17 protein-coding genes are annotated in these 18,984 nt (G+C 42.3%); 10 read left to right on the top strand and 7 right to left on the bottom strand.

Translation table 11 applies throughout. The features are described from left to right. Nucleotides 1-2,268, bottom strand: coding sequence for a putative bifunctional diguanylate cyclase/phosphodiesterase (locus N482_RS20395; protein WP_063378812.1), 2,268 nt, complete (start codon nt 2,266-2,268; stop codon nt 1-3). A 172-nt stretch (nt 2,269-2,440) separates the two neighbouring features. On the opposite strand from N482_RS20395, the gene N482_RS20390 reads away from it, so the two are divergent. From N482_RS20390 to N482_RS20365, 6 genes are all read left to right on the top strand, one after another. Then, nucleotides 2,441-3,058 carry a hypothetical protein gene (locus tag N482_RS20390; RefSeq protein WP_063378811.1) on the top strand — a complete coding sequence of 206 codons (618 nt, stop codon included), beginning with the start codon at nt 2,441-2,443 and terminating at the stop codon, nt 3,056-3,058. Then, nucleotides 3,055-3,789, top strand: coding sequence for an MBL fold metallo-hydrolase (locus N482_RS20385; protein ID WP_063378810.1), 735 nt, complete (start codon nt 3,055-3,057; stop codon nt 3,787-3,789). The genes N482_RS20390 and N482_RS20385 overlap by 4 nt, the downstream gene beginning before the upstream one ends. A gap of 321 nt (nt 3,790-4,110) precedes the next feature. Beyond that, nucleotides 4,111-5,904, top strand: coding sequence for a glycoside hydrolase family 3 protein (locus N482_RS20380; protein WP_155730669.1), 1,794 nt, complete (start codon nt 4,111-4,113; stop codon nt 5,902-5,904). Between the two features lie 54 nt (nt 5,905-5,958). Beyond that, on the top strand, nt 5,959-6,756 hold the full coding sequence (locus N482_RS20375) for a D-glutamate cyclase family protein (RefSeq protein ID WP_063378809.1): 798 nt from the start codon (nt 5,959-5,961) through the stop codon (nt 6,754-6,756). A gap of 14 nt (nt 6,757-6,770) precedes the next feature. Further along, nucleotides 6,771-7,505 (top strand): 5-oxoprolinase subunit PxpA, encoded by a 735-nt coding sequence (locus N482_RS20370; protein WP_063378808.1) that lies wholly within the window; start codon nt 6,771-6,773, stop codon nt 7,503-7,505. Between the two features lie 36 nt (nt 7,506-7,541). Further along, nucleotides 7,542-8,063, top strand: a complete 522-nt coding sequence (locus tag N482_RS20365; protein WP_063378807.1) for a GNAT family N-acetyltransferase — start codon at nt 7,542-7,544, stop codon at nt 8,061-8,063. A gap of 85 nt (nt 8,064-8,148) precedes the next feature. Here the strand turns inward: N482_RS20365 and N482_RS20360 are convergent, their stop codons facing one another. Further along, a complete protein-coding gene (locus N482_RS20360; RefSeq protein WP_063378806.1) occupies nt 8,149-10,248 on the bottom strand; it encodes a beta-propeller domain-containing protein in 2,100 nt (699 codons plus the stop codon). Nucleotides 10,249-10,460: 212 nt separating this feature from the next. On the opposite strand from N482_RS20360, the gene N482_RS20355 reads away from it, so the two are divergent. The 4 genes from N482_RS20355 to N482_RS20340 are packed head-to-tail and all read left to right on the top strand — an operon-like array spanning nt 10,461 to nt 13,677. After that, entirely contained in the window at nt 10,461-11,345 is an 885-nt protein-coding gene (locus N482_RS20355; protein ID WP_155730668.1) for a MipA/OmpV family protein, read from the top strand. Beyond that, nucleotides 11,335-11,736 (top strand): DUF3019 domain-containing protein, encoded by a 402-nt coding sequence (locus N482_RS20350; RefSeq protein ID WP_063378805.1) that lies wholly within the window; start codon nt 11,335-11,337, stop codon nt 11,734-11,736. Before N482_RS20355 ends, N482_RS20350 begins: the two co-directional genes overlap by 11 nt. Then, nucleotides 11,736-12,425, top strand: coding sequence for a response regulator (locus tag N482_RS20345; RefSeq protein WP_063378804.1), 690 nt, complete (start codon nt 11,736-11,738; stop codon nt 12,423-12,425). The genes N482_RS20350 and N482_RS20345 overlap by 1 nt, the downstream gene beginning before the upstream one ends. A 7-nt stretch (nt 12,426-12,432) precedes the next feature. Further along, nucleotides 12,433-13,677 carry an ATP-binding protein gene (locus N482_RS20340; protein ID WP_063378803.1) on the top strand — a complete coding sequence of 415 codons (1,245 nt, stop codon included), beginning with the start codon at nt 12,433-12,435 and terminating at the stop codon, nt 13,675-13,677. On the opposite strand, the gene arfB is transcribed toward N482_RS20340, so the two are convergent. From arfB to N482_RS20315, 5 genes are all read right to left on the bottom strand, one after another. After that, nucleotides 13,674-14,087 carry an alternative ribosome rescue aminoacyl-tRNA hydrolase ArfB gene (gene arfB / locus N482_RS20335; RefSeq protein WP_063378802.1) on the bottom strand — a complete coding sequence of 138 codons (414 nt, stop codon included), beginning with the start codon at nt 14,085-14,087 and terminating at the stop codon, nt 13,674-13,676. The genes N482_RS20340 and arfB overlap by 4 nt on opposite strands. A 266-nt stretch (nt 14,088-14,353) precedes the next feature. Next, nucleotides 14,354-15,559, bottom strand: a complete 1,206-nt coding sequence (locus tag N482_RS20330; protein WP_063378801.1) for an ABC transporter permease — start codon at nt 15,557-15,559, stop codon at nt 14,354-14,356. Between the two features lie 8 nt (nt 15,560-15,567). After that, nucleotides 15,568-16,896 carry an ABC transporter permease gene (locus tag N482_RS20325; protein ID WP_063378800.1) on the bottom strand — a complete coding sequence of 443 codons (1,329 nt, stop codon included), beginning with the start codon at nt 16,894-16,896 and terminating at the stop codon, nt 15,568-15,570. 9 nt (nt 16,897-16,905) lie between these two features. Continuing rightward, nucleotides 16,906-17,595 carry an ABC transporter ATP-binding protein gene (locus N482_RS20320; protein ID WP_063378799.1) on the bottom strand — a complete coding sequence of 230 codons (690 nt, stop codon included), beginning with the start codon at nt 17,593-17,595 and terminating at the stop codon, nt 16,906-16,908. A gap of 10 nt (nt 17,596-17,605) precedes the next feature. Next, nucleotides 17,606-18,874: an efflux RND transporter periplasmic adaptor subunit gene (locus N482_RS20315; protein WP_063378798.1), complete on the bottom strand. Its 1,269-nt coding sequence runs from the start codon at nt 18,872-18,874 to the stop codon at nt 17,606-17,608. Between the last annotated feature and the right edge of the window lie 110 nt (nt 18,875-18,984).

The following is an 18,984-nucleotide window of genomic DNA, read 5'->3' as shown; positions in this document are numbered from 1 at the left end:
TTAGCCATTGCGTAATATGCGTTCAATTTCATCTAACGAGAGGGGGGTCGTAAAAAAGTGCCCTTGTAACTGGTTACAGCCATGAGTCGCCAAAGTCATTGCTTGGAACTCGCTCTCCACACCTTCTGCAATACAATTCACACCTAGGCTCTTTGCGATATTTATCATCACTAAAGCCAAATCATCCTGTTGCTCTGTACCATAGATTTCACTAACAAAGCTCGGATCTATTTTAATTGAATCAAAGTGAAGCTCTTTTAAAAGTACAGGGTTTGTTTGCCCCAACCCAAAATCATCTATAGATAGTTTAAACCCAAATTTACTCAGCAATACCAATCTATCGGATAGCTCATCAGCATTTTCAAGTAATGGGCGCTCCGCAATTTCAAGTTCAAACTGGCTAGGAGTTAATCGATACTTTTCTATTAAGTCTATGATTTGTTCGGGAAATGAGCCATCTAATAAATGTCGTACCGAAAGGTTCAAGCACAACAGTAATGAGGGTTTGTGTGTAATCAAGTCAGCGAAAGCAACTATTGCCTGTTCAAAAACTTGCATACTCAGTTGAATGCCAATCCCAGCTTCTTCAGCCGTTTCAATAAACTGCTCCGCCGCAACGACATCATCTCCATGTCGCCATCGCGCTAACACCTCTAGCTTTTCTATCTCATGGCTTTGTGCATTAACGATGGGTTGAAAGTAAGGAAAAAACTCACCGCAAGCAAGGGCAACGACGAGCTCCTTTTCACGCTCTAGGCAATACTCGGCTTCTTTATCCAACATGGTACAATAAAATTGATAGTTTGAATGGCCTACTTTTTTCGCACGATACATGGCGCTGTCTGCGCATTTCATGAGCGTGTCGGCGTTGTCTCCATCATTGGGGTACAGTGCAATTCCTGCGCTAAATGAGATATTTACTGAAGTCGTTTTGATACCATATTCACCGCTAGCTGCTGCAAATATCTTATCAATTACATGCCTTACATTGCGCCTGTCTTCCATAGCATCAATGAGTAGCACAAATTCATCACCGCCAATGCGAGAAACCGTATCACAAGCTCGAATGGTAGATGTTAACTTCTTTGCGACTTGCTTAAGCAACTCATCTCCAGAGTCATGTCCATAAGTATCATTTATTAATTTAAACTTATTTAGGTCCAGAAAAATAACCGCAAACTGGTGCTTATGACGCTTAGCCCTCTTGCATGCCTGGATCAATCTATCTTGCAGCAGCAATCGATTGGGTAATCCTGACAATGCGTCATGATGTGCCAGATGTGCCATCTTCTTTCTCAGTAATCGAGATTCTGTTACATCTTGAAAAACCAACACCGCGCCTGCTATCTGATCAGAGCCTAGAAAAATTGGAGAGCAAGAAATCTCAATAGCAAACTCTAGACCCAAATGATTGCGAAAGCAGGCAAGTTGGGTGAGCGAGACAGTCTGCATTTGGGCCATAGCAGATCCCATAGGGTCGCATATAGGCTCTTTACTTTCTTCATCAATAAGTGACATCACTTCATGAAAGGGTTTTCCAACCACCTCTCGGTCTAATAAAGCAAGTACAGCTTCAGCGACGGGGTTGACAAATGAAATATTACCCTCGGTGTCTGCACATATCACACCATCGCCAACTGACCTGAGTGTAATAGCCAGCAGTTCGTGTTGTTTTTGTATTTGAGTTTGTTCGGCAATATTGATTAACTGGCCGAGAAAAACACCTGAAAGATGCGTGTGATTCAAGCTAACAATAAAATGGGCTAACTCCCCACTTTGAGAATCCAGGTGCAGATCGAGTTGCTCAAACTCTTCCCCACCGTCTTGCCATTTTTGGAACATTTTAAAACTTTTTTCGTCTACAAGTTTTACTATCCCAGTTTCGATTAATTCATCCTCGGACATATTTACATACGCACACAGTCCTTGACTTACAGCGTAAAAAGTACCATTTTCACACACTAAAAACTGTGCGACTAAAGACTCTTTGAAAACCTCATAATACAACTCGCCATGTTCCCCAAAACCAATTTCTTGTTGTTTTTTTCGTGCCAAGAAGATCACGCCACCGCCAGTGACTATCGCCATTACGAATCCGACTATTCCCAATGAGAAATAGTTGAACAGTTCAATCAATGCTTCATTGCCATAGATTCCGGCTTCTGCAAATAACAGGTTTTCAATAAGCTGGCTAATCTGAATCCCAAAAGATAAACCAACCAAAAGGAAGAAAAAGCTAAACAAAAGCTTTTGGGTCACTTGATTCATTTAGTTGTCCATAGTAAACAAGGTTTATAAATTAATTTTTTACCAAATTTAATATTAGACACAGTCACATAAATTGGACAGTTGAGGCGAAACAAAGAGATTGTTTATATTTCTGGAATTAAATGGTTTTTTGTCCTACATCTAATAAGGGTGTAATCTTTGGAAACCAACTATGATGAGCTTAAGCGATGACTCAAAAGTGGTAGAGAACTTTGTGCGAGTTGCACAGATCATTGCCAATTTAGAAGCTATTTTGAGCCAAGCAAAGAACCTTTCGTTAACAGCGAAAAACGCGCGTGTTGTCGCTTTAAGAGCGGGGGACGCGGCGCTTGGGTTCAAGCCCATCACCAATTTTATTGACGAATTTTCTGAACAGACCATTTCTTCTACTACCAAGATTTCTAACCTGTCTAACCAACTTTTTAAAGTCGCGTTAGAGCTTGTTAGGTGCAGCCAGTATTACGAACAGATTTGCAGATTAAGAAAACAAGTATGTACCAATCAAGCAGAGAATATGTATGCAAAGGCCGTTAAGTCACAGCGCCTTGCGGCAAATCATTTATCTCAGGCTTTAAGCGAGCTTGAGAATCATTTCGAAGACATTCAAAAACAAATGCAAAGCGCTGAATATATTGCAGTAACTAGCCGTGTTGAAGCGACAAATGCAGGCGAGTTTAGCGACAGCCTGCAATCAGTTTCTGATTTTATCGCCAGTGCTGCTAAAACCATTAAAACAGCTGTAGTTTATAACTTAAGTGAAATTCATACATTGCGAGGGCTATTAAGGTGAAACTAACAGAACTGCACAAAGCTAAAACTCACAGTTGGTTAATACTTGAGCGCAATGACGAAATGCTCAATACACTTGGCTCAGTCAATCAGTATTTCATCCATTCCCAATATGAATCAATGATCATGGATCCCGGTGGCATTGAGCTCTTCTCTCCTATGCTTGCCGCCATTTTGCAGCAAACGGAGCTCGACAAACTCACAGCGGTTTTCGCATCCCACCAAGATCCTGACATTATTTCTACTTTGGGCCTATGGGATAAAGCAGTGCCCAATGCAACTTTATATGCGCCTGCATTGTGGGACAGGTTTATAGACCATTTTGACTTGGATAACCTCAACTATGAAGGCATCAATGACGACGGTGGCGAAATCCAGCTAAGTGGCGTAAGGCTCCGCCTATTACCAGCCCATTATTTGCATTCTGCAGGCAACTTTCACTTATATGACCCTGCGGCTAAGATACTTATGTCAGCAAATGTAGGCTCAGCGATAAAATCAGAATCAAGCACTCAGTTTGTTGAAGATTTCGCCCAGCACATTAAACATATTGAGCAATTCCACAGACGTTGGATGCCTTCAAACAAAGCAAAAGAAAACTGGATAGCTAGAGTAAAAGAGCTAGACATCGATATTTTGGCACCCAATCACGGTAAGCTCTATAAAGGTGACCAAGTGCATGAGTTTTTGGATTGGTTTGCTAAGTTAGATGTTGGAAGCGCAGTGCGCTAAGCCGTTTATCAGTTTAAAAATAAACTTAAGATGGCATTTACAAAAAAGTGTATCCGCGATAATTACCCTTACTTATAATTAGTTTTGGATAATGCAGTATCTATTAAATAGATGGTGTATATCCTTTTAGATCGAACAAGTCAGTTACATTTTGCAAGCGCTGTGCAAAATAGCTGATACAGGTGCTATTCATAAACCTTGTGCTAATTAACGCTTTCCCCTTCATCTTGTTGAATAGCATGATAAAGTAAACAAAAACTCTAAACACAAAAGTTCGTGCGTATTTTTAAATTTTTCAAACGATTAGGTTTCATCTCGATTATGACAATCAGCCCCCTTTCAAGTGCAATTGATGCACAGCCAAGTTTGCGTGAAATGATTGGCCAAAAGCTTATGCTGGATTTCCGTTACTTTTGCGAAACAGGCGATGCCAGTAACTGCCGTCAACCAATGACACAGTTACCTCCGTCACTTCAAAAGCTGTTGCAGAAATACCAAATTGGTGGGGTGATATTGTTTGCTGAAAATGTGCAAGGTACCGAACAAATTGTTAATCTCACCAAGGAATTACAGAAAAGTAGCCAAACTCCGATATTTATATCAATCGACCAAGAAGGTGGCCGCGTTGCACGTATCAATAGGGCTGAAGCAACTTCGTTCACCGGTAACATGAGTATTGGAGCCACCTACCCTCAACACGGTGATAAATATGCAACGGAGGTTGCCACGGTCATAGCTAAAGAGTTGTCTAGCTTAGGAATTAATGTGAACTTTGCACCTACTGTTGATGTGAACGCCAATCCATTAAACCCAGTGATCAACGTCAGGTCATTTGGAGAGGACCCTAATCGCGTAGCCAAATTAGGGGCTGCCCAAGTTAAAGCTTTTGAAAATAGGGGGGTGATTTCAGCTTTGAAACACTTCCCAGGCCATGGTGATACACAAGTTGACAGCCATACCGGGTTGCCAAAAGTAGGGCACTCTCTTTCGCAAATAAAGCAGCGTGACTTGCTGCCGTTTGCACACATTATTCAGGCTCAGCAACCGGGTATGGTCATGACGGCACATATTCAGTATCCAGCTTTGGATAGCAATACAATAATTAACAGCAAAGGCGAACGAATGATTCGCCCGGCCACAATGTCTAGAGCAATCATGCACAAATTACTTCGCGAAGAAATGGACTATCAAGGTGTTACAATCACCGATGCGCTAGATATGGCAGGGATCAGTGATTTCTTCACACCTATTGATGCGGTCGTAGAAACATTTAAAGCGGGCGTCGATATTGCGCTGATGCCAATACCTGTGCGCACACCTTCAGACATTGAAAAGTTTGAGCTATTTTTTGACGCAATTTTAACTGCCGTCTCTGAGGGTAAGCTGCAACAACAGGAAGTGGCCTCTTCATATCACCGAATTATGCGCTTAAAAGCACGCATTGCGAAATTTCAGTCCAGCCCAACTACCGCTATCGCAAAAGCGACCTTAGGCAATCCTCAGCATCGTCAGTTAGAAGCAGAGCTTGCATTGGCTGCAATTACCAATGTGAAGAATGACGGCTTGCTGCCAATTAAACCTAAAGCAGGCCAACACATTCACCTTATTATGCCTGACAGGCAAAAAGCCACGGCGATGAAGCAAGCCCTGCAACAGGCAACATCTGCGTCAATCAAAGTTACCATCACAAGCCTACAAGCCTATAAGCCTGAACGGGCACAGCGATTTATTGCAGATGCTGATGTTGTGATCAGCGCGCACGCATCACCTCAACAGAGCGCTGCTGAAATTGGTGGCATGGATGATGTCGCAGAATTGAAAAGCTATGAGCTCTCAAAACATGCGCAACCCAAAGCTTTATTAAAACTGATGCAATATGCGCACTCGCATAAAAAAGCGAGCATATTTATTAGTTTGCGAGCACCCTATGAAATTTCAAAATATGCACAATACAATCAGGCAGTTTTAGCAAGCTATGCCTATAATGTGGATGTAACTGAAAAAAATGATGTGCGCGGACCTGCTTACACGGCACTCGCTAATGTGATTTTAGGAAACGCTGAAGCACTTGGACGCTTGCCCGTAAGTATTGATATGGAAAGTTTGAAAAAGTAATTCGCTTTTACTCTGCCCGCGCTAATAATGACATGTATCTTACGTGGGGGAATTATGGATCCAAAGGCGTCCTTAACGGCACCTAATGCGATTCGAGAAATGATAAGAGCAGGTGACTACTCGGGCCCTACCAATGGGTTTGTGCCCGGATTCACCCAGTGTAATATTGTCATTTTACCCAAAGTCTATGCCTTTGACTTTCAAAAGTACTGCTTACAAAATCATGACTGCTGCCCACTGTTAGCAACCAGCGTTACACCGGGAGACCACCATTTAGATGCCCTTGGTGGTAATATCGATATCCGTAGTGATATACCAAAGTATCGTATTTTGCGAGACGGGCAGCTTATTGATGAAGTAAATAATATTCATCAATTATGGCGAGAAGATTTTGTGACTTTTGCACTTGCCAGTTACATTGCCTTTGATTACGTTTTGCATAGTTTTGGTTTTACACATTCGACGACTAGCCCAGCTCATACACTGCCAATGTATATTAGTAATATACCCAGCTTACCGGTAGGCCCCTTTGCAGGCGATAAAGTCGTGTGCTTAAGACCTATGGATACACAAGAAATCATCAAAGCCATTCAGGCAGGCAGTATTAGCAGAGTTCCCCATGGTATCCCCGTTCATTTTGGCGATCCAAGTCAAATTGGTATTAGAAACTTGAGCAAGCCAAACTTCGGCGAGCCAATATTCTTCGAAGAGGACAAGCAACCGGTGTTTTGGACCACCAGCTTGACCGCTCATCTCGCAATTACCCGCGCAGCACCAGAATTGTGTATTATAAACAGTCCACAACATATGTTGGTCACCGACCGGCCAGATATGGACCTATTAATACAGTAAAATAAGTTGGGTATATGCTTTTAAATTGTGACTTAGGGGAGAGTTTTGGCGTATGGGAAATGGGCCTAGACAGCGAAGTAATGCCGCATATCGATATGGCGAACATCGCCTGTGGGTTTCACGGCGGAGATCCAAGCGTACTCGCTAACACATTAGAGCTGGCCAAATTACATAATGTGACCATAGGCGCACATCCGAGCTACCCAGACCTACAAGGTTTTGGCCGTCGCTCTTTGAACATGTCTCGTCAAGAGCTTATACATTGTGTGCACTATCAAATTGCAGCAGTAGAAGGAATGGCTAAGGTTGCAGGCGTCACGCTGTCTTACGTAAAACCGCACGGCGCGTTGTACAACGATATGATGCGAGATGAGCACGTTTTACTAACCCTTATTGAAGCTATTAGCTTATACCCCTCGAACTTAAAATTAATGATTTTAGCCACAGCTCAGGCCGAGCATCATAAGTCTCTTGCAAAGCAATTTGGCGTGACTCTGATTATGGAAGCTTTTGCCGACAGGTTATACACTGACGAAGGCTTGCTTACACCCAGAAGCGAGGCGGGCGCTGTCCATAATGAAGAAAAGTTAATTGAACAAGTACAACATCTTGCACGCCACTGCGCCGTGATAACCGCTGGTGGCAAAACCTTGCAACTCCCCGCACAGACGCTATGTGTACATGGGGATAACCAAGCCGCAATAGCACAAATAAAGCAGATCAGAGCTATTCTAACTGACGAAAGTTAGCGCTCCCAAAGTCACACGAATCAAAATGGATACTTTATGGCGATTTCAACACCACGCTTAAAGCTTAGACTGCTAAACAGTAATGATTGGTTATTTTTTAAAAACTTGAATCAAAACCAACAAATCATGCAATACGTTGCAGATATCGAAGATGAGCAAACATTATTTTCTCTATTCGAATCACGCGTCACGACTAGAAAAAAAGGACAAGAAGGCTGGCTTAGTTTCGTAATAGAAATGGCTGATACTAACGAATTAGTTGGGTTACATGGTATTAAACCGGTAACTCAAAATGAGTGTCAAGCTGAAATTGGCTTTATGCTGCATCCCGATTTTCAAGGAAAAGGGTTTGCGCTAGAGGCTACCCAAGCGGTAATTAATTTTGCATTCAAAAATTTAAAATATGAAGCACTCCATGCGACTGTGACGGCTGGCAATGTCGCTTCGGCTAAATTACTTGAAAAGCTTGGATTTATTCACAAAAAAACCATTGAAAGTAATTACCAAATCAATGGCAAGTGGTACGACGATTTAATACTCGTTTTAGAGCATGACTAAACCCAAAACAAAAAAGCGTCACCTTGCGTAAAAAGGTGACGCTTGGTCCCTTAGAGAGTTAACTCAAAGGTTTGACATGTACGAGTTAAAACGGGCCCGCGTTTTGGGCTGGGTTTTGCCATAAACTAGACCAAACGAAGTTACCATGCACATAATAAATTGTGTTGTCATGAATAACGCCTCTGTCGTCCGAAGCTCGTACATAAGGAACGCTTTGTGATGGAGTTTCATAAGTTGCAACGCTGCTGCCTAAATAAGTCAAATTAGGCGTATCTCCCATAGTTACTTCAAACGCCGCAAGCTCATTTTTGTTACTCCAAATCATATCTCCCCCCACTTCTTGCTCTGTGCGCCAAGTCTCAACTGGCAGGGTCATTCTGAACTTCTCATCACTTGCCTTAAGAAAACCCAAAGCATGATGATCAAACTCAACAGGCGAGTACCCATTAGTAAAAATATGCTCATTTAATAGCTTGGGAGCGCTCATATCAGACACATCAAACAAGCTTACTTTGGCGCCTACTTGAGAAGCATTGTCGGTTTCAGGAGCGGCCCAAAACCACTCATCGACATTTTGCCCAATACCAATTAATAAAGACTCGGATACTGGGTGAAGATATGCTGAGTAACCTGGGATCTCTAATGCACCAGCGATAGTCGGATTTGTTGGATTAGCTAAGTCAATCACATAGAGAGGGTCAACTCTTCTAAAAGTAACAATATATGCCTTGTCTCCAATGTAGCGTACCGCATACACATTTTCTTCAACTTGACCGTTTGTCTCTACTTTTCCAATTGGCGTCGGCTGATCTTCATTGGGTAATTTAGCCAGTACACTTAATTCATCCCCTTGTTGCTCAAGAATAAACAACTGATGAACAAGCCCTTCCGTAGCACTGAAGCGAGTCGTCAACAACCTTAGCCTATCTTCATGCTCACTAAGCCTAAATGCGGCGTTGCTGACGCCACCAAAACCTAGCGAACCAGACACAGCCCCAGACGCTTTGTAAGAAATACTATCTGTTGAAATATCAAACTTGTGCAGCGCAGTTTGTGTTATATCTTCGACACTCGCTACATCATTAGGCCAAAAGCTGTTGTACAAATAGATGCTATTTTTAGCGGCATAAACACCCTCACTCGGTGTATTAATACAGGTTGATTGGAGTTGTGTGGGATCACTTAACGAAATTTTTGTAATAGTCGTAATACGGTTGGCACTGTCTAATGATGTCGTGCCTGCGGGAATGTAGCAATTACTAGGTTCAAAAAGCGAAGATGTAGAGCCAGTGCTCAGATCCGTAATTTTTGGCATTAGCTGAGAAATGTCAGCTTGATATAACGCTTGATAAGCGGCTAATGCTTCTGTTTGCGTAAACTCAAAGTACGCACTGTAGTTGCTTACGACATAAAGGTCTCCATTAATGACTCGACTATCAACGATATCGCCCTCAATTCGGTACTGTTTAATAATAGATGCTTGCTCTGGAGACGTTACATCAGCTACGCTCAATTCAAAGGTACTAGGGTATACACTCCCTATAGGCGCTGTTGAAGCGTCTGAATTTGCAGCTGCATTGTCTGTATTTACAGGCGAGCTATCCATTGTATAAACCGGATATTTAAATACCAAGGCGAGTCTATTACCGTCCAAATACAGCTCCTGATGGCTATATAAGCTATCGGATGCTTCTATTTTTGCAACCTCTTCTATTCCTTGTTCAGTGCGCTTCATTACACGCACAAACTGTTGAAAATCATCTTGTATAATCACATCTTGTTCAGAGTGACCTGCAATGTACAAATAGGCACCATCATATTCAATGCGGTCACCTTCATCAACACCCGACTCTTGCACATTGGTTGTCGAGAAATTGGAGGATCCACTGTCTGCTTCTGGGGCCGCATTTGCAACATTATCAGTATCATCCGCTCCAGATTGCCACTGGCTCAAGTACATGCCATTCTTGACCAATTGATGAAACTCACTAGATGATGCTTGGCGTAACGAAGATGACGACTCCGCCAACCAATTCAACTCAGGAACCGATTTTGGCACGTTGGAATTACCCTCTCCTGGCTTGTCTTCACTATTGTTACTTCCTCCACAGGCTACAAGCGCTGGCAGTGCCACAATAAAAAAACTGCTCCTCGCTATTAGGTGGGAATTTCTAAAGTACAACATAGTTTTTCTCCTTGACTGAAAGTAATTCAACTTTAATACATCAAGGTCAATCTTCTGTTATTTAGCTCGATCTATTTGTTATTTTATGTAACTACTTCTGGCAATTGATAAAATTACTGGTAAATTTAAGCCTATCTTTTACAGGAGTCGATTGATTGAAATATTTCTTCTTTTTGCTGCCCATCTATTTGCTATTAGTGAGCCCATACAGCATGGCAAGTTGTGAGGAAAATAATGAGCAATGTATTGAAGTTGGACAATGGGATTTCGCCGTAGCCCTCGGGGCGGGTGTTATTACGAATCCAGTCAGAGGGGGAGACAACGTTCCACTCGTTGTGTTGCCGTACATTAGTTATTATGGAGACAAATTTTTTGTCGACAATACAAGCCTAGGCTACACATTTTTAGAGCAGCCCAAATATGATGTGAGCCTCGTCGCGCAACTCAATACCGAGCGCGCATATTTCGAGCGCTTCCATCCATCCAATATTTTGGTCAGCAATAGTTTTACGAATGAGTCAAACACGCCTTCAACCCCCGTCACAAACCCTCACCCTGATACAGGCACCGACTCAGAACAGCCAGATGACGCCACGGGAGGGGACAATGATAAACAATCTCCAGACGTGATTACTATTGATGATATTTCGAAACGTGATTGGGCATTAGATGGGGGTATAATGGCACACTGGTATTTTGAGGAATATGGAAAACTCTCAATACTTTGGTTATATGATGCCACCGGTACCTATAAGGGCCACAATGGCCGAATAGATTATAGCTATAGCTTGCCACTGGGGATGCCAAGAGTTGCCAGACTGAAGTTAAAAATAGGTGCCGAGTATAAAAGTCAGAAGCTAGTAGACTATTATTACGGTATTAGCACAATAGACACAGAATCTGAGCGCCACCTATATAATGGTAAAGCTGCAGTTAACCCCTTTATTAGTATCGCGTTTAACTATCGCGTCAATGAGAACTGGCAAATCAAGTTTAGTGCAAAACAAACTTGGTTGGACTCGGGGATAACCAACAGCCCATTAATCGATAAAAAGTACACCTCCAACATCTTTATTGGAGGCTTGTATGAATTTTAAGTGGCCATATGCGCTTATGGTTTCAGTCTGTTTGGTGGCAACAAAAACGAGTAATGTATATGCCGCACCAAATAGCAAAGCAGAGCTAAAAGTTAAGCCCATGATATGTATGGTTAAGTCGATAGGGCAAATCTGTGAAATGACAATTGCCATTCAGTGGCAAACAACAACGGCTCAAGATGTCTGCCTTTATCAAGACACGCAACAACTAAAGTGTTGGCAAGACACTCAACAAGCGAAAGCAAAGCTAAACATCTCTTTGGAGCAAGATATGACCTTTTCACTCAAAAATGCGCGTATGGAAACGCTAACCTCTCAAAAAGTGAAGGTTAACGCTGCTTTAAGCAGAAAATATAGACGCAAACTAAAATCTGACTGGAGTTTTTTCTAATGGCCAAAGTAATACTTGTTGAAGATGACGAAAGACTTGCGCAACTCACTGGACAGTTTCTTGAAAGTAATAACTTTGCAGTTACGCTGGTACATGATGGCGCAGAGGCTGTTGAAAAAATCGTGTCATTGCAACCGGATATCGTGATTCTCGACATCATGCTGCCCAATATGGATGGCTTTTCTATTTGCCGCGAAATCCGCAACTCTTACTCGGGACCGGTACTATTCTTAACAGCCAAAGACAGCGATTTTGATCATGTAAGGGGTTTAGAGATTGGCGCCGATGATTATGTGATCAAGCCTGTTGAACCTTATGTTTTATTAGCTAGATTAAATGCCCTACTGCGCAGAGGTGGCGGACCAACCACGAGTACTGACACAATAAAATTGGGCCAATTAGAAGTTGATAAGGCGGCTAGAAAAGCATACTTAGCCGGGGATGAAGTCGAGCTGACGAGTTATGAGTTCGATTTACTGTGGGAGCTTGCAAATAATGCAGGACAAACCCTGAGTAGAGAACATATATACAAATGTGTTGTCGGCAGAGAATATGATGGTCTGGACCGTAGTGTGGATGTGCGTATATCTCGCCTGCGTAAGAAGCTCGGAGACAATACAGATCAGCCATTCCGATTAGTTACAGTATGGGGTAAAGGTTACCTTTGCTCTAAATCTGCATGGGATTAAATGCTACATGCTAAGACTACTCGCTAGCCTTTATCTTTTTGTGTTCGTCAGCATTGTATTTATTAACCAAAGCAGTGAGTATATTTGGAAAAACTGGGGTAACCAAACACCTAATGAGCTTAATTATGCCAAGCAAGTCGCATTGAATTTAAAAGCGGTACTTGATGATGTGGGTATTGAAAGCTATGAACAAAGTGATCAATTCAATGTAATCAATATTCATGATATTGCTTGGTTCCCAGAACAACTAGAGACTTTATACCGAGGCGAGATTGTGGTTTCCTTTGATGCCAACGATCACTATCAGCTCAGCATGTTACTGGATGATGGTCAGCATCTTGTGCAACTTGGGCCATATGCCCCCAGCCACGCCTCTTTTTTCGCGCAGTATGGATTTCGACTTGTTTCGTTTTCTATCTTGGCGCTATTATTAGTATTGTGGCTAAGGCCTTTATGGCGGGACCTTACTCAGCTCAAGTTGATCACGACTAAACTAGCGACAGGACAGCTTGATATTGAAACAAAACCTTCGCGTTTCTCTGCAATCTCGACATTAACACAACAGATCCAAAAGCTGGCATTGCAAACTGCCAGCCTTATGCAAAACCAAAAACACCTCGTAAATGCGGTATCTCATGAACTCAGAACACCGCTGGCTCGATTAAAATTTGCCCTAGCCATGCTCGCAGCAAAAGACCCTGAGCAAGTAAAAGCAATGAATAAAGATGTGTTGGAAATGGAGCAACTAATCGATGAAATGCTCAGTTATGCAAGACTTGAGTTTTCTGAAAGAGAAATGCAAAAAAGTACGATAGACTTTAGTCAACTGCTCAACGAGTCTATAGAAAAGGCCCAAAGTAGCACCAATAAAAAGATTCAATGCAATATTCAGAATAACCTGTATGTACTTGGCAATAGTCACTATCTTTCTCGTATACTGCAAAATTTACTGCAAAATGCAGATAAATACGGAGCGCATGAGATACATATTCGTCTTGATGCGACCAAAGAAGGAAACATACACCTTCAGATAAGTGATGACGGTCCAGGTATACCTCATGACAAACGCGAGAACGTGTTCAGCCCTTTTATACGATTAGATAAAAGCAGAAGTAAAGAAACAGGGGGCTTTGGACTTGGTCTCGCTATTGTAAGCAAAATCCTCGGTTGGCATGAAGGTCACTGCTGGATCAGCGACTCTAACCTAGGTGGCGCGACGTTCAACGTCACTATTGCACAGTTACAAGATTAAAACTTAACTGAACGTCGTAGGACTTTGGTCTGTGCGCGTTTGTTTTTACCATCTAAGCGCCTTTTTTGTGACCCTTTAGTTGGTTTTGTTTGCTTGCGTTTTTTTTCCACTTTAACGGCGCCTAAAATCAACTGCTTTAGCCTCGCTAGCGCATCCTCTCTGTTTTGTTCTTGCGTTCTAAAGTTTTGTGCTTTAATAATAATGACACCGTCTTTACTAATTCGGCTATCTGACAGTGCAAGCAATCGCTCTTTGTAAAACAAGGGCAAGGTAGATCTATCAATATCAAAACGTAAGTGAATTGCAGAGGACACCTTATTCACATTTTGGCCGCCTGCGCCTTGGGCTCTAATCGCGGTTAATTCTATCTCCCAAGAAGACAGCTCAACATTGTTTGAAAGTCTCAACATCTTATTCCTACTACCTCATACGGACGAGCTTTATACCAAACCGTTTTATGGCTTGGCCACAGCGCATGATGTTACAGCCAATTTACCATTTCAGAAAAGAATGTTAGATTGACTCGCCCGAATGGTGCACATTGCTGCGGCTTACCACCAAAGAGCCACATAATGCCAGCTGACAGCACGTATTATATCAATGTCGCCTCTGCATTGACCAGTGTAGATTTAAATACTGTGTAAGACCACATAGAGCATTTACGACTAGGCTGATGTCATACAATTCTAGTAGCCACCGCCGGCGGAAGTTGAGCAGCTCGAAAAGCCGGATATAGAACAGCTGCTTGACCTAGAAACAAAGTACACAAGCTACCATACACCATGTAACTCATCGGCACTATGCCCAGTTCAAATACATTGCTGAACGTAACACTCAATACAATTGCTGCAATAACGCCAAACATAATACCGAAACAGGTTAGGATCATGTTTTCCAGCATAAAGTAACGAACTATTTCACCTTTGCTCGCCCCCATCGCACGCCTGAGTCCGATTAGTTTAAAACGTTTTACAATGCCATAGCGAGATTGACCATAGATCCCCAAAGTGGTGACCAACAATAATCCAAAGATTACGCCAAATAACGTTTTGCTTGCCGCATTTTCGGCGCTGTATGCACGAGCTTTAACGTCAATAAAAGTTTCTACTTGGTCAATTTTACGTCCATACGTTTCCATAAGGTAGGAGAGTGTTTGATTCGTCACACTAGCTTGTCTACCAGGCTTGGCACGAATAACAAAATTTACAATGCCATCCGTTTCTTTGACAGCAGAAATCACACCATGCTCAACAACAACCCATGAGGGCCAAGCAGACTGTAAAGTTTGTACTACCCCCACGACACGCTGTGGCTTATTGTTGATATATAAAGTCTTACCAACAATGTCCGTCCAGTTTTGGTCAAATAGCGACTCAGCTAAAGCTTTGGTTACGATAGCTTCTGAGGCCACTTTATAGCCATCGACCCTTGTTGTCAGTTCTTCTTCTTTTAAAAAGTTTCGGCCAGCAATTAGCGACACTCCAAAGCTATCGATGAGTCGTGCATCACCACCATAATAGCCAGAAAAGGTGTCATATTTTGTATCGGGATTTATGGCGACCTCCACTAAGCGTCCCCAACCGGTCAAAGGGATCCCCGTAGATACCGAAGCACTTTCAACGCCATTTATGGCATTTAATTTTAATAAATCTTGTTCAAGCTTTGCTTCTTTTTCCGCATCTTCCACTGGCAAATTGGTCGCGACATAGAAAACATTTTGCTCATCTAACCCTGACGCTCTGGCAATAACCTCGCGCTTTTCAAACGCTAAAAAGATTGCGTTAACTAAAATCGTAAACGTAATTGCCACTTGTAGAATAAAAAGTAATGCAGCCGCGTAGTTGCTCTTTAAGGACTTTAATATTGGCAGTAAATCTTTCATATTTGCCTCTACAAACTTTTGAGTTGTTTGGCTGGTTGCACACCTATCGCCCGCATTATTGGGAATAGACCAAATAGCAAACTTGATACAACTGACAAAATAACAGTCACTAACATAAACTCAACACTCATACTCATAATGTCTTTGCTCAAATGAGTGTAAAGTTGACTAGATACATACAGACACACATGAGTCATAACTAGCCCAAATACGCCCCCCAAAAGCCCAATAATGCTGGTCTCGAACGCATATTGTTGGACTAAATCAAAACTACTTGCACCTACAGCCCTGCGCAAAGCTACTTCAGCAGCTTTCCCTTGGAACTTAGTCATAATAATGCTCATCGCGTTGAGCAGGCACAAAACTAAGAAGCAGCCAGCTAGCCATACTGCAATTTTACTATCGCTAGAGTACGCTCTACGCTCTTGCATATACTCTGAACCAGATTGTAACTCGTTTACAATAGGCCGTTGAAAGCGACCTAGCGCTTGCTGCTCTTGTACATACGCATCCAAGAAGGCTAGGTATTCAGGCTTTTTTTCTTTACTACTGAGCTCAACCCAAAAGAACACCCAAATGCACTCTGATGCCCAAAGCGCAGCAACAGTGGTATTTTCAGGCTCTTTCCAGCATTCGTAAGATTGAAGGTTTGACGTCCACAACTCTAAATTTATTTGTGTCTGAAACGGTACAAAAATATCTCGAGGAGGCTTAAATGCGCGCATAGAGTCACCATAAAAGCGAGGAAGTGCAAACCAGTCATCCAGCACACCAACCACTTTGAATTGGTGCTCACCGAGCATAACAGAGCGACCCACCGAGTTTTCACCAGCGAACAAAGTCTGGTTCATTTTTTTTGAAATGACAGCAACCTGTTCTCCATTCTGATCGCTGTCCTGGGGCCATCCAGAGCCATACAAGAACGGCACTTCAAAGGTACTAAAAAAATCTTTTGAGGTTGCGCGCACGAAAGTCATATTAGCGTCAATAGCTCCTTGCTCGGGAAGCTTTAACATGTCTTTAAAACCAGCAATAGGAACATGCCCTAGCGCTTTATCTTGCCTCATTAAATTGACGGTGTCTTGAACAGAAATATATGTTGGTGGCTGCTCTTTCACCCGGTTTCGGTATGCAGCTTCTGGGCTCCAATTATTCAACCTTACAAGAAAAACACGATCGCTTTTAGACGGCAGAGGATCCTTAGTCATCATATAGTTTATCGTGTAGGTCGTCATAGTCGCCGAAACCCCTACCGCAATAACCAAAATGGCCAAGAGGCTCAGAGAGCGTGTTTGCCATAAACTTAAACAAGCCAGCTTGATGTAATAAATAATCATAGGCTCCCCCTAAGCTATCGCTGGGGTTCGTCTACTTACTTCATTGATCACACCATCTTTAACTTCTATTACACGGCTGGCCTGTGTAGCTTGCACTAAGTCGTGAGTTACCATAATAATAGTCGTCCCCGCTTCATTAATTTCTTTGAGCAACGACATCACACCATCGGCCATTTTTGAGTCCAAATTACCAGTTGGTTCATCGGCTAACAAAAATGCTGGTGAACCAGCAAGTGCCCGAGCGATAGCTACCCGTTGTTGTTGCCCACCAGAAAGTTGAGATGGAAAATGAGTGTATCGACTACCCATACCGACTTGCTCCAGAGCATGCTCAACACGCGCTTTTCGTTCAGCGGTAGAAAGCTTACGATAGCGTAAAGGCATTTCAACGTTATCGTATATATTGAGCTCGGGAATGAGATTAAAGCTCTGAAAAACAAAGCCAATCTTTTCGTTTCTCAACCGAGACTTTTGCTTATCATTTAAAGAGCAGACATCTGCACCATCTAGCCAATACTCCCCTTCTGAGGCGGCTTCGAGTAACCCAGTTATGTTAAGAAAGGTTGTCTTACCTGAGCCTGACGGACCCACAACAGCAACAAATTCACCTTGTAGCACTTCTAAGTCAAACGGATATAATGCCTGCGTTTCGACTGTATCTGTGCGGTAAGCTTTCTCAAGTTTGCGCATTCTTAACATACTCACTCCTTTATTGAACGATTCTTACGCTGCCTGCTTCTTTAAACACGCTAAGATCAGAAATCACCACTTTTTCACCCATTGCCAAACCAGATACCACTTCCACTTGACCAAGGCTTCTCGAACCCAACTTAATTTTCTTTTTGATTGCTGTGTCGTCTTGAACCACGTACACATAACGACCTCCACCAGTTTCCGCAAATTGACCTCGAGGTAAAAAGTAAACATCACTTTTTTCCTCTAGAACCACGCGGCTTGTCAATCGTTGATTTTGCCTTAAGCCTTTAATATTTATACTTTTAAATCTAATTTTACCTTCAACCTGACCATTTACTATTTCTGGAGAAATAGCCGTTAATTCGCCTTTATATGTGTTGCCATTGAGCATTAAGTCCGCACTCATGCCCAATGCTAAATCGTCCGCATAGTTTTCTGGTATGTTGACTTCAACTTCATATTGAGACAAATCGACCACACTTAATAGCGGTTGATTTTTTGTGACAGTGTTCTTTTGCTCTACGGTCAAATTACCAACGATCCCTGATACCGGTGAAGTAATGGAAAGTGCTACCACTTGCCTGTGAATTTCGTCCACTATGACTTGTTGCGCTTCAAGCTCTAACGCACGAGTTTGAATTTCAAACTTTTGGCTTTCTTTAAGAAGCGCAACCTCTTTTATCGCTAATCGGTGCTCTCTTTGCGCATTTTCAAGGTCATCTTTGGCCTTTTGAAAATCGATATCACTGACAACTTGGCTTTTATGACCCTCTTCATTTCGTCTCATTTCGCGCTTTGCTGCATTGAGCGCCACTTGTGCTTTTCCAATATAATTCTCTTGCTCGAGATTTTGTTTTTTCCCCTGAATTTTTTCGCGCTCAAGCTGTGTTTTTAAGCGCGTTAAATCAGCTTTCTCTTGTGCCAATAAGCTTTTTAATTCCGGGCTATCTATTGTCGCTAACTGCTCTCCGACCTCCACTGTATCTCCAGGAGTAACAAGGTACGTAACTGTGCCCTGAGCTGGGCTATAAAGAGTTGGCCTTTTAGCGGCAACAACTCTACCTTGAACAGAAATATCTCTAACAAATTGGCCCTTTTGCACTTCAGCAACACGTATATTCTCTAAACGGACAGCGCCTTTTCCACTAAACCAGACCGATAATTGCGGCACAATTAATACAAAAAATACGATGATACCTACAGCAATAGCCAAATAGAGTTTGTAATTCCTTTTCTTCTCTATTTGCGTGTCTTGAGCACTGGTATCAGAAATATAAGTCATTTTTTACTTCCTTGAGAATCATGTTACAGCTTTTCATTCTATAAAATACACAACCCGACACCAATTGTCACTAATAATAAACATTTCGTTAAAGAGTTTTATCGATGATA

Origin of the sequence: Pseudoalteromonas luteoviolacea NCIMB 1942 (assembly GCF_001625595.1) — a bacterium.
GTDB lineage: Bacteria > Pseudomonadota > Gammaproteobacteria > Enterobacterales > Alteromonadaceae > Pseudoalteromonas > Pseudoalteromonas luteoviolacea_A.
The sequence above is the reverse complement of the archived record's forward strand: the minus strand, read 5'-3'. Positions and strand labels throughout refer to the sequence as shown.